Genomic DNA, 12199 nt, shown 5'->3' with positions numbered 1-12199 from the left:
TCTTACCACGGGTGGTCAGCGATTCGCTACCAGATGTGTGCCAAACAACACGTAGCAACCGCCGGCAAAACGGTCGAGCCATTTGCGCGAACGGCTGTAGAGGTTGGCCATGTGCGCACTGGAAAACACCAGGGCCACGCAGGAATACCAGCTGAACGACAAGGTGGCCATGGTGATCACCGCCAGGGTCAGCAGCATCGGCGACGGCGACGGCGGCATGGTGGAGGCAAAGATGGTGGCGACGAACAACGCGGCCTTGGGGTTGGACAGGTTGCCCAGCAACCCCAGGCGCCAGGCGGAAAACAGCGAACGTCGCGCGTCGTCCGGCAACAGGCTCTGGCCCATCGCCGGTGCCGAGCGCTTGAACAGTTTCAGCCCCAGGTAAATCAGGTAGCAGCCGCCGATGATCTTGAACGCCAGGTACAACATGGGCGCAGCGGTAAACAGCGACTTGATGCCCAGCCCACCCGCCAGCCCCCACATGATCGTGCCGGTGGACACGCCAGCCGAAGCCACCACGCCATGGCGGCGCGAAAAACTGGCAGCCAGCTGTGCCGTGTTGAAGAAGTTGGGGCCGGGTGTCACCACTGCCACCGCCCACAGCAGGGCCAGTGAGACCAGGGGAGCCACGTAGGCGGGGTTGATAAATTCCATTGGGCAGCTCCATCAACGCAGGGCACGAGCGAGGAGCATAGACCTCGCCTACCACCTGCACAATCGTACAAGACCCCGGCAGACAAGGGATGCAGACTGGGTTAACGTATTTCCATCTCTTCTTGTGACAAGCCGCCATGGGCAAACCGACCCGCAACTTCGACTGGCTGCACCGTGCCCCGCATGCCAGCGGCCTGGACCGTATCGAGGCGTACTTTGCAGGTTTTGCGTTCGACCCGCATCGCCATGACACCTACGCCATCGGGCGTACCTTGTCTGGCGTGCAGAGTTTTCACTATCGCGGCGACATGATCCACAGCCTGCCCGGCACGACCATGGTGCTCCATCCCGATGAGACCCACGACGGCCACGCCGGCAGTGACGAGGGTTTCAAGTACCGGATGATTTACGTGGAGCCGTCGCTGATCCAGCAGATCCTCGGCGGCAAGCCGTTGCCGTTTATCCCCAGTGGTTTATCCACTGACCCAAGGCTGTTCCGTGCCAGCGAAGTGCTGCTGCAGAACCTCGATCACCCGATTGACCCGTTGCAGGAACAGGACGCGATGTTCGACCTGGCCCACGCGTTGAGCAACGCCGCTGGCGCCATCGTCAGCCGCAAGGCTTTCGATTACGTCGCCGCCGAGCGCGCCCGCGAGTTTATCCACAGCGCCCTGGGCCGCAGCATCACCCTGGATGAAATCGCTGATCACGCCGGCCGCGACCGCTGGGCATTGTCGCGGGATTTTCGCGTGCTGTTCGGCACCAGCCCCTACCGCTACCTGACGATGCGCCGGCTGGACCTGGTGCGCAGCCTGTTGGCGCAGGGACAGTCGCTGGTGGACGCCGCGCTGATCGCCGGCTTCACCGACCAGAGCCATATGACTCGGCAATTTCGCAGCACCTACGGTATGCCGCCGTCGCGTTGGGTGAAGATGCTCGGGCGCTGAGGGTGCCGCCAGCAGGCTTATAGCGAGTGTCCATCAATGGGCTCGCCGATGGTCAGGAAATGCCCTCCCGCCACATGATGCAACGTCCGTAATTCATCATGCCCTTCGAAGTGCCAGTGACCTTCGCTGAACACGCGCTCATCGGCATAGGCCGCGACCACTTCGCCGAGGAACAGGTCATAGGTTTGCTGGTTGTGGGGCTCGGGCAGCAGGCGACATTCCAGCCACGCTACGCAGCCTTCCAGCAAGGGCGCGTCGGTGTGTTCACCGCTGAAGGTTTGCAAGCCATAAGCAGCGAACTTGTCACGCTCGGCGCCGGTGGTATTGCCGACCGTCTGCACGAGGTCGGCCTGGGCCGCACAGGGCACCTGCAGCACGAAGGTGCCGGCGCCTTCCAGCAGTTGGCGAGTCCAGGTGGCCTTGTCCAACACAACGGCGACTTTCGGCGGTTCGAAATCCAGCGGCATGGCCCAGGCAGCCGCCATGATATTGCGCTGGCCGTTGTCGGCCGCACTGACCAGCACGGTTGGGCCGTGGTTGAGCAAACGGTAGGCCTTGGACAAGGGAACGGGGCGGCGGTGGGTCGGATTCATGGAGGATCGGCTCTTAATGCGAAAAACTTACGATACCTCAAGCGCACGCCTGCCAGGTTGTTTGCACGTCCTTAGCTGCCATTGTTCCGGCACACGCCCATCACTTGATATTCCAATGTAGTGAGCTTGCCGCTGGAGTCTTCATAGGTCATGCGCGACGGCACGGGATTGCATGCGCGGATCGGCGGCGTCACGTTGACCACCTTGGCAATGTCCAGGTCCATGCCATAGCGATACACCTGGACCTGGGGCGCCGGTTTGCCGTTTTTCTCGGCGTAGGCGGCCATGGCTTTTTCATTGCGTTCCATCATCAGGGCAAAGGTCCGGTCACCCCCGCCTTCGGCCAATGCACCGAATGACAGGACGGCCGTTAATACACCCAAGCCTACGGTAGAAAAGTTCATCACATATTCCTCGACTGAAAGTTCAGTGCCGAGACTAACGAACGAACCCTGACGCCATGTTCACTGGAATATTACTTATTTGTTAGGTGGCTGCGAGCTTCCAGAATTGTAATGTTCACGCCACCCAATCGTTATCCACGGTTTGCAACTATCAGCCCGGGCCAGATCAATAAGAACGCCCGCTTCCATAAGAAGCTGATAACTGCCAATACCGAGGAGCGAAACATGCGGATCCGTTATTACACCCTTCCCCTTTCACTGATCGCCACATTCCCCCTGGCAGCCGTGGCAGCGCAAGACAAACCTGAAGGGTTTATCGAAGGCAGCAGCGTGAACGTGCTGGCGCGCAATTTTTACTTCAACCGCGATGACCGCAAGGGCCAGTCCAGCCCCACCGGTAATGGCTATTCCGAAGCTTGGGCCCAGGGGCTGATCGGTAAATTCGAATCCGGCTTTACCCAAGGCACCGTCGGGTTTGGCCTGGACGCCTTCGCCATGGTCGGCGTGAAGCTCGACTCGGGTACGGGCCGCAGCGGCGGCAAGGGCTCGTTTGGCGTGCTGCCGGTGGACAGCAACAACCATCCCGAAGACAACTACAGCAAGGTCGGCGGCGCGGCGAAACTGCGCGTATTGGACACGGTGATCAAGGCCGGCGACGTGTTCCCACTGACCCCCGTGGTGGCCTACGGCGATTCGCGGGTGTTGCCGGAAAGCTTCCGTGGCGTGACCCTGCAGAACACCAGCCTGGAGGGCCTGACCTTGCAGGGCGGGCGCCTGAGCGGCATGAGCCAACCCAATGAAAGCGGCATGAACAAAGGGTTCGCAACGTTTTACGCCGGCCCGGTCGATTCACCTTGGATCGGCTACTTCGGCGGCGACTACACCGTGAACAAACACCTGAGCCTGAGCCTGTACAGCAGCCGCCTGAAGGACGCCTGGGACCAATACTACGTCGGCAGCGCCGCCAGTTACCCGCTGAACGAAGACGTCTCGCTGTTCGGCGACATCAACTACTACAAGGCTGTGGACGAAGGCAAAAAGCTGCTGGGTGAATTCGATAACAACATCTGGAGCGCCCGGATCGGCGTGAAGGTCGGCGCCCACAGCCTGGCTGTGTCGCACCAGCGCAACAACGGCGATGACGACTTCGATTACCTGCGCCAGTCGGACTCGATCTTCCTCAACAACTCGATCCAGTACAGCGACTTCAACTCGCCCAAGGAACGCTCGTGGATGCTGCGCTACGACCTGGACATGCAGCCATTCGGCATTCCCGGCCTGTCGTTCATGGCCCGTTACGGCAAGGGCACCGGCGCCGACTACAGCAACGCCAACGCGGTGTATATGCGCCGCGATGCCGCCGGCGATCCGCTCACCGACCAACGCCGCTGGGAGCGGGATATCGAGGCCAAGTACGTGGTGCAAAGCGGCAACTTGAAGGATTTATCGCTGCGACTGCGCCAGGCCACCGTGCGCTCAAGTTCTTTTGAGTCCGACCTTGAAGAAGTCCGCGTCATTGTCGAATACCCACTGGCGATTCTTTAAGACGCGCTTACATTCACTTGCCGATGCCCTACATCTCTTCACAGGTTGAAGTCTGTCAGAACTGTAATATCGGCCTCACCTTCTCGTTAAGTTGCACTTTTTATACTGCGCATCGAACACATCTCATCTCTGCGGCTTTTGTGTAGCTCCTTTGGAACAGAGATGAATTTTATACGCCCCAGCCGGGGCGTTTTTTTTGTGTGCACGGTCAGTGACGAATCGTCGCACCGGCCTGGCGCGGCTTGACCCTAAAGCTACTTCAGGCTCCAGAGTTTTCCTACAGCCCATTCAAGCCTCTATGAGGTCATCTCCTTTCGTTTTTCTTGAAGGTAAATCCCCATGCGTATCCTTGTGGTTGAGGACGAGCAGAAAACCGCCGACTACTTGCAGCAAGGCCTGACCGAAAGTGGCTACGTCGTCGATTGCGCCGCCAGCGGCATCGACGGCCTGCACCTGGCCCGACAGCATATCTACGAACTGGTGATCCTCGACGTGAACCTGCCCAACACCGACGGCTGGGAAGTACTTGAGCAACTGCGCCGTGACGGCAACCAGCGCGTGATGATGCTGACCGCGCGCGGCCGCCTGGCCGACAAGATCAAAGGCCTGGACATGGGCGCCGATGACTACTTGGTCAAGCCATTCGAATTCCCCGAACTGCTGGCCCGTGTACGCACCTTGCTGCGGCGCAGCGAACATATCCCGCTGCCGGAGGTGCTACGCGTCTCGGACCTGGAGTTGGACCCGCGCCGCCATCGCGCCTATCGCGGCGACCGGCGCATCGACCTGACCACCAAGGAGTTCGCCCTGCTGCATGTGTTGATGCGCCAGGCTGGCGAAGTGATGACCCGCACGCAGATCATCTCGTTGGTGTGGGACATGAACTTCGACTGCGACACCAATGTGGTCGAGGTCTCCATCAGCCGCCTGCGCGGAAAGGTCGACGACCAGAGCGAGGTCAAGCTGATCCATACCATTCGCGGCGTGGGTTATGTGCTGGAAGCGCGCCAATGAGGACCAGCAGCCTGTCGATGCGCCTGGGGCTGACGGTCAGCCTGATGGGCGCGGGGCTGGTGGTGTTGCTCGCCACCCTGGCGTACCTGGCGCTGACCCACGAGCTGGAAAACCTCGCGCGCAAGGGTCTGGAAAACAAGATGGAGCAACTGGAACACAGCCTGCGCCAGGACCTCAAACCCCAGGATATCGCCGCCCGCCCACATTCGCTGCTGGACCTGGTGATGGGTCACGACAACATTTACCTGACCATCACCGGCGTCCAGCCGGACCCGCCCGTGCTGCTCAGCGTTGGCGCCAAACCCCAGCAGCCGTTGTTGCTGGATGCGCCCGCCGGCAAAACCTTGGCATACATGAATTGGGTAGACGGTCGCGACAATCGCATCCTCACCGCCACCCACGTGATGCCCTTGCGCGGCGGCGAGTATGTGCGCGTATTGCTGTCGCTCGACCGCTCCGACGATGAAGCGCTGCTCAGCGCCTACCTGCGCTCCACGGTGATCGCCCTGCCGTTGCTGTTGATCCTGATCGGTATGGGCGCCTGGTGGCTGGTACAACGCGGGCTGGCGCCGTTGAAGCAGTTCAGCCACGTGGCGGCCCAAGTCACCACCCAGGACCTGACCCATCGACTGTCCGTGGATAACCTGCCCAATGAACTGGGCGAGTTGGCCCAAGGCTTCAACGTGATGCTCAACCGCCTCGATGCCGGGGTACAGCAGTTGTCGCAGTTCTCCGACGACCTCGCCCACGAACTGCGCGCGCCGTTGACCAACCTGATGGGCAAGGCCCAGGTGACCCTGTCCCGCGAACGGCCCTCGGAGGAATACAAGGCCGGGCTGGAATCCTGCGCCGAAGAAATGGAGCGCCTGTCGCGCATCGTTTCCGACATGTTGTTCCTGGCCCAGGTCAGCCACCCTGCGGCACGGGCCGGATTTGCCGCCGTGTCGTTAGGTGACGAAGCGCAGCGGGTGATCGAATTGTTCTCCTTGAGTGCCGAGGACAAGCAGATCACTCTCAGCCTGCGCGGCGACGCCTGGGTGACGGGCGATCGCCTGATGATCCAGCGCGCCATTTCCAACCTGCTGTCCAACGCGATTCGCCATACCCCCAGCGGCGCCAGCGTGTTGTTGCTGGTGGAAACCTACGAGCAGAGCGTCGCACTGTCAGTGGGCAACCCCGGCCGGGGCATCGAAGCGCATCACCTGCCGCATCTGTTCGAACGTTTCTACCGCGCCGACAGCAGCCGCACCCGCGCCGAAGGTGGCACCGGGCTGGGGCTGGCCATTGTGCAGTCGATCATGCACCTGCATCAGGGGCACGCCGACGTCAGCAGCCAACCAGGCCGGTTTACACGGTTCAGCCTGGTATTTCCTCTTCCTTGCGATGCGCCCACTGGTACAACGCCGGCAGCACCAGCAAGGTCAGCAACGTAGAAGAGATGATCCCGCCGATTACCACGGTCGCCAACGGACGCTGCACTTCGGCGCCGGTGCCGGTGGCCAGGGCCATGGGGATAAATCCCAGGGAGGCCACCAGCGCGGTCATCAATACCGGACGCAGGCGGGTCAGCGCGCCCTCATTGATTGCCACCGACAGCGAACGCCCTTCCTCGCGCAGGTTGCGGATGAAGGCAATCATCACCAGGCCGTTGAGCACCGCCACGCCGGACAAAGCGATAAAGCCCACGCCGGCGGAGATCGACAGCGGAATATCGCGCAGCCACAGCGCCATGATCCCACCGGTCAACGCGAACGGAATCCCGGTAAACACCAGCAGCCCGTCCTTGAGGTTGTTGAACATCATGAACAACAACCCGAACACCAGCAGCAACGCCACCGGCACCACGATTTGCAAACGCTCGGAGGCTTCCTTCAGTTGTTCGAACTGACCGCCCCAGGTGGTCCAGTAACCCGCTGGCACTTTCACTTGCGCCGTAATCGCAGCCTCGGCCTCTTCCACGAACGAACCAATATCCCGTCCGCGCACGTTGGCACTGACGATCACCAGGCGCTTGCCGTTCTCGCGGCTGATCTGGTTCGGGCCGAGCACCAGGTCCAGGCTGGCGACCTGGGACAACGCAATAAACCCCAACTGCCCCGCCGCATTCCCGGCCAGCGCCGGCACCGGAATCAGCAGCCGCGACAAGCCATCGATGTCAGTACGCAGCGCGTCGGACAAGCGCACGACCATGTCGAAACGCCGGTCACCTTCATACAAGGTACCGGCCTGACGCCCACCGACGGCGACGGCAATGGTGTCCTGCACATCGCCGACATTCAGGCCGAAGCGCGCGGCCTTGTCACGGTCGATATTGATGGTCAGCACCGGCAGGCCGGAAGTCTGTTCGACCTTCACCTCCGAAGCCCCATCGAGGCCTTGCAGGGTCTCGGCAATTTCTGCGGCGGTGGTGTTGAGCACCGCCATGTCGTCGCCGAACACCTTCACCGCGACATCGCTGCGCACCCCGGAAATCAGCTCGTTGAAACGCAGCTGGATCGGTTGCGACAACTCGTACGCGCTGCCCGGCACAATCGCACTGGCGCGTTGGATATCGGCGATCAGGCTTTCGCGGGATTTGTTCGGGTCCGGCCACTGCGCCTTCGGTTTAAGCATCACGTAGCTGTCGGAAATATTCGGCGGCATCGGGTCGGAGGCGATTTCCGCCGTACCGGTACGTGCAAATACCCGCTCGATTTCCGGCACCTGGGCCATCAAGGTTTTTTCCAGTTGCTGCTGCATCTGCACCGATTGCGTCAGGCTGGTGCCGGGCACGCGCAGGGCCTGTTGGGCGAAGTCGCCCTCACTGAGGCTGGGGATAAACTCACTGCCCATGCGGCTGGCCACCACGCCCGAGGCGACGATGGTCAGCACGGCCAGACCGAACACCAGCGGCCGGCGGGTCATCACCCAGTCCAGCACCGGCGCATAGGCCCGGCGTGCGGTACGCATCACCAGGTTTTCTTCTTCCTTGACCTTGCCGGTGACGAACAGCGCAATCGCCGCCGGCACGAAGGTCACCGACAAAATCATCGCCCCCAGCAGCGCGATCACCACGGTAAACGCCATGGGGTGGAACATCTTCCCGGCCACTCCGGTGAGTGCGAAGATCGGCAGGTACACGACCATGATGATCAGTTGCCCGAAGATCAGCGCACGCCGTGCTTCCTTGGCCGCCGCGAACACTTCGTGCAGGCGCTCGCTGCGGGTCAGCAAGCGACCATGGCGCTGCTGCGCATGGGCCAGGCGGCGGATGGCGTTCTCGACGATCACCACCGCGCCGTCGACGATAATGCCGAAGTCCAGCGCGCCGAGGCTCATCAGGTTGGCGCTGACTTTGTGGGTAAACATGCCGGTGAAGGTGAACAACATCGCCAGGGGAATCACCATCGCGGTGATCAGCGCCGCGCGGATATTGCCGAGGAACAGGAACAGCACCGCGACCACCAGCAGCGCACCCTCGAAGAGGTTTTTCTTCACGGTGGCAATGGCTTTTTCGACGAGGTTGGTGCGGTCGTAGACGGTAACCGCCACCACACCGTCGGGCAGCGAGCGGTTGATTTGTTCGAGCCTGGAAGCCACCGCCTGGGACACGGTGCGGCTATTTTCTCCGATCAACATAAACACCGTGCCCAGCACCACTTCGCGGCCGTTTTCCGTGGCGCCGCCGGTACGCAGCTCACGGCCGATCTCGACCTGGGCGACATTGCGCACACGGATCGGCGTGCCGTCGGACGTGGTGATGACGATATTGGCGATGTCGTCGATGGACGCCACCTGCCCCGGCGCGCGGATCAACAATTGCTCGCCGCTGCGCTCGATGTACCCGGCGCCGACGTTGGCGTTGTTGCGCTCCAGCGCCGTGACCAGATCATTCAAGGTCAGGTTGTAGGCCGCCAGGCGCTTGGGGTCGGGGGCGATCTGATATTCCTTGGCGAAGCCGCCGATGGTGTTGATCTCGGCCACACCGGGCACGTTGCGCAGCTGCGGCTTGATGATCCAGTCCTGGATCACCCGCAGGTCGGTCGGCGTGTAGGGCGTGCCGTCGTCCTTGCGGGCGCCGTCTTCGGCCTCCACGGTCCACAGGAAAATTTCCCCGAGGCCGGTGGAAATCGGCCCCATCGCGGTTTCGATCCCCGTAGGCAATTGCTCGCGGGCCACCTGCAGGCGCTCGTTGACCAACTGGCGGGCGAAGAACAGGTCAGTGCCGTCCTTGAAGATCACCGTCACCTGGGACAAGCCGGAGCGTGACAGCGAACGGGTCTGCTGCAGCCCCGGCAAGCCGGCCATCGCGGTTTCGATGGGAAAGGTAATGCGCTGCTCGGTTTCCAGCGGCGAAAAACCGGCCGCCGCCGAGTTGATCTGCACCTGCACATTGGTGATGTCGGGCACCGCGTCGATGGGCAGCTTCTGATAGCTGGCGATGCCGACACCGGCCATCAACAGCACCGCCAGCAGCACGATGATGCGCTGCTCGATGGCGAATTGGATAAGGCGCTCAAACATGAGAAATCACTCGCAGGATCAATGGGCGTGCTCGGCCGAGCCCTTGCCCAATTCGGACTTGAGGATGAAGCTGCCGGTGGTGGCCACCTGGGCACCGGCCTCCAGGCCCTGGCGCACTTCGACGTAGCCGTTCTCACTGGCGCCCAGTTCGAGATGGCGGGTGATAAAACCGTCTGGCGTGCGTACGAATACCGACGGTTTTTCCTCGACGGTCTGGATCGCCGTTTGCGGCACGGTGACCTTGGCCTGGTAGGTGTCCGTGGCCAGTTGCACGGTGACAAACAGCCCTGGACGCCAGGCGTCATCGGGGTTGGGCACCGTCACGCGGACGGTGGCGGTGCGTGTTTGCTCGCCGAGCAAATTGCCGACATAAGCCACGGTGCCCAGCACGTCGGTGCCCATTTCCGTGGAGCTGACCTTCACCGGTTTGCCGAGTCGGACCTTGTTCAAATCCTTGGGAAATACGCCAAAGGTGACCCACACCTGCGACAGGTCAGAAAGCGTGAAGGCGTTGCTGGTCTCGCTCACCACCTCGCCGACGCCGAGGTGTTTTTCCACCACTACACCTGCGAACGGCGCCCGCAGCTCGTAACGATTGCCACCGACCAGCACGGTGTTGCCGCTGAGCGCGGTCATCTTTTGGCGGGCATTGTTCAGCGCAATTTCGGCTTCTTGCAGGGTTTGGCGCGCCAGCAGGTAATCCTGCTCGGCGGAGATCTTGTCCTGCCACAACTGGCGTTCACGCTGGAAGGTGATACGCGCCAGTTCAACCCGGCGCTCGCTGGCTGCCAGCTCACTGCGCTGGTCGGAAATCTGCTGGCTGGCGATCACCGCAAGCAGCTCGCCCTTCTTCACTGCCTGGCCCAGATTGACCTTCACCGACTCCACCACACCGGCCGCGCGCGGGACGATGTGCGAGGTGCGGTCTTCGTCGAAACGCACCTCCCCCGGCAGCGTCAGCAGTGTGCTGATCGACTGGGGTTGGGCCTCGGCAAGTTCGATACCGGCGGCCTGGATTTGCTGTTCAGTCAGCTCAAGCTTGCCTTCTTCTTCCTCGGCATTGGCCACGCCGGACAGCATCAGGCCCAAGGCGACGGCAAGCGCCACGCCGTGTCGTTTGTTCATAAGGCACTCCAGAAAAAATCAAAACCGGGCGAGGTCGCCGTAAATCCGTTCGATGCGCAGCCAGGCATCGGTAGCCTGGGCGGTGGCCGCAAGGTATTGGGTGCGCGCCGCGATCAGGGTGCGCTGGGCGTCGAGCACGTCGAGGAAGTTGAACTTGCCCATCTCGAAGCCGCGGGTGGCGCTGTCCACCGCGCTTTGGGCGGCGGGCAGGATCTGCTGGTTGAATGCGCGCACTTCAGTATTCGCGGTTTGCCACAGGTCCAGGGCCTGGCGGGTTTCGGTACGCAGGCGCAATTCGGTAGCGTTGCGCAGGTCGCGGGCCTGATCGGCACGGCGCGTGGCGGCGAGTACGTTGCCCTGGTTGCGGTTGAACAACGGAATCGGCATCGACACGCCGACCAGGTTCACCCGCTCGCGCACACTGGCGTCGTACTGGCTGCCAATCGATACATCGAGGTCGGGAATACGCTGGGCTTTTTCCAGGCCTACGCTGGCTTCGTGCTGCACGATCTGCAGTTCGGCCAGGCGCAGTTCGGCGGTCTGTTCAAGACGCGCCAACAGTTGCGCGGCGGAGGGCAACGGCGGTGTGGAGTGGCTTGGCGTGGCGACGGCCTGGAAGTCGGTCGCCGCGCTGCCGGTACTGGCGGCCAGGCGGCGATAGGCGTCGGTGAGGCCCATGTGCGCGCGGTTGAACTCGAGGCGGATCTGCGACAACTGCACCTGGGCCCGCGTGGCTTCCACCGGTGAGGATTTGCCGGCGGTGACACGACCGTTGGCGACCACCAGCCCGCGCTCGGCCAAGGCCAGGGAGCGTTGCGCCAGGTCGAGACGTTCCTGGGCGCGCAGGGCACCGTAATAGCCGTCGATCACCTCGGCGCGCAGCGTATTGCGGCGCTGTTCCAAGGCCAATGCGGCAGCGTCCTGGGCACGCGTCGCCACGTCAATGCGGGCACCGCGCTTGCCGCCCAGTTCGAGGGTTTGGCTTAGCTTGAGGGTGGTGGTACGCGTATCGCGACGTGTGTCTTCGGCATCCCACGACGCCACCGGATTGGGGATCAGCCCGGCCTGCTGGCGACCGCCCTCGGCGATCTCGATTTCCCATTGCGCAGCCGCCAGGTCGGGGTTGTTGGCGAAGGCGGTTTGCAGGGCGGCGTCGAGGGTGAGGGTTTGTGCCTGGGCCATGCTGGCAGCTCCCCACAACAACGTCGCCCCCACCAGCTTTCTAACGGAAATTGCCATAACGAGAGTTCCACGCCCATAAAGTAAAAGCCGGGAGAATGTAGCGTTCGCGACTTATCAGAGCGGTGGAGCAAAGATTACAAATCCGACAGCAATGGCTCTGCGGCGGGCGTTATCAGGTATGCTTTTCGGACAAGAAACAAAAAGAAACAATTTTCCCAACCTGTTCGATAAG

At 61.9% G+C, this 12199-nt stretch carries 10 protein-coding genes; 4 read left to right on the top strand and 6 right to left on the bottom strand.

Features of this window, described 5'->3' with window-relative positions; all coding sequences use genetic code 11:
- Nucleotides 1–15 precede the first annotated feature (15 nt).
- The gene (locus AB1462_RS17030) at nt 16–654 is read right to left on the bottom strand and encodes a LysE family translocator (RefSeq protein WP_367247413.1); all 639 of its coding nucleotides are present in this window, start codon (nt 652–654) and stop codon (nt 16–18) included.
- 137 nt (nt 655–791) lie between these two features.
- Here AB1462_RS17030 and AB1462_RS17025 point away from each other — a divergent pair, with 137 nt between their 5' ends.
- On the top strand, nt 792–1601 hold the full coding sequence (locus tag AB1462_RS17025; protein ID WP_259192621.1) for an AraC family transcriptional regulator: 810 nt from the start codon (nt 792–794) through the stop codon (nt 1599–1601).
- Between the two features lie 17 nt (nt 1602–1618).
- On the opposite strand, the gene AB1462_RS17020 is transcribed toward AB1462_RS17025, so the two are convergent.
- Both AB1462_RS17020 and AB1462_RS17015 read right to left on the bottom strand, forming a co-directional pair.
- Nucleotides 1619–2194, bottom strand: coding sequence for a flavin reductase family protein (locus AB1462_RS17020; RefSeq protein WP_259192622.1), 576 nt, complete (start codon nt 2192–2194; stop codon nt 1619–1621).
- Nucleotides 2195–2265: 71 nt separating this feature from the next.
- Nucleotides 2266–2598, bottom strand: a complete 333-nt coding sequence (locus AB1462_RS17015) for a DUF2790 domain-containing protein (protein WP_259192624.1) — start codon at nt 2596–2598, stop codon at nt 2266–2268.
- A 225-nt stretch (nt 2599–2823) separates the two neighbouring features.
- On the opposite strand from AB1462_RS17015, the gene AB1462_RS17010 reads away from it, so the two are divergent.
- The 3 genes from AB1462_RS17010 (at nt 2824) to AB1462_RS17000 (ending at nt 6590) form a co-directional block, all read left to right on the top strand.
- Nucleotides 2824–4143: an OprD family porin gene (locus AB1462_RS17010; protein ID WP_090409711.1), complete on the top strand. Its 1320-nt coding sequence runs from the start codon at nt 2824–2826 to the stop codon at nt 4141–4143.
- Nucleotides 4144–4482: 339 nt separating this feature from the next.
- Nucleotides 4483–5157, top strand: a complete 675-nt coding sequence (locus AB1462_RS17005; protein ID WP_090409713.1) for a heavy metal response regulator transcription factor — start codon at nt 4483–4485, stop codon at nt 5155–5157.
- Nucleotides 5154–6590, top strand: a complete 1437-nt coding sequence (locus tag AB1462_RS17000) for a heavy metal sensor histidine kinase (RefSeq protein WP_259192625.1) — start codon at nt 5154–5156, stop codon at nt 6588–6590. Before AB1462_RS17005 ends, AB1462_RS17000 begins: the two co-directional genes overlap by 4 nt.
- Here the strand turns inward: AB1462_RS17000 and AB1462_RS16995 are convergent.
- From AB1462_RS16995 to AB1462_RS16985, 3 genes are read right to left on the bottom strand one after another with little or no spacing between them, the layout of a single operon-like run.
- Nucleotides 6514–9660: a CusA/CzcA family heavy metal efflux RND transporter gene (locus AB1462_RS16995; RefSeq protein ID WP_367247410.1), complete on the bottom strand. Its 3147-nt coding sequence runs from the start codon at nt 9658–9660 to the stop codon at nt 6514–6516. The two genes, AB1462_RS17000 and AB1462_RS16995, sit on opposite strands and share 77 nt — an antisense overlap.
- A gap of 18 nt (nt 9661–9678) precedes the next feature.
- Complete coding sequence (locus AB1462_RS16990) at nt 9679–10785, bottom strand: efflux RND transporter periplasmic adaptor subunit (protein ID WP_090409719.1); 1107 nt, start codon at nt 10783–10785, stop codon at nt 9679–9681.
- A gap of 18 nt (nt 10786–10803) precedes the next feature.
- Nucleotides 10804–12024 (bottom strand): TolC family protein, encoded by a 1221-nt coding sequence (locus AB1462_RS16985; protein ID WP_367247407.1) that lies wholly within the window; start codon nt 12022–12024, stop codon nt 10804–10806.
- Nucleotides 12025–12199 lie beyond the last annotated feature (175 nt).

The sequence above is a fragment of the Pseudomonas sp. SB113 genome (assembly GCF_040754745.1).
In the GTDB taxonomy this organism is placed as follows: domain Bacteria; phylum Pseudomonadota; class Gammaproteobacteria; order Pseudomonadales; family Pseudomonadaceae; genus Aquipseudomonas; species Aquipseudomonas grimontii.
This window is presented reverse-complemented; position numbering and strand designations above follow the sequence as displayed.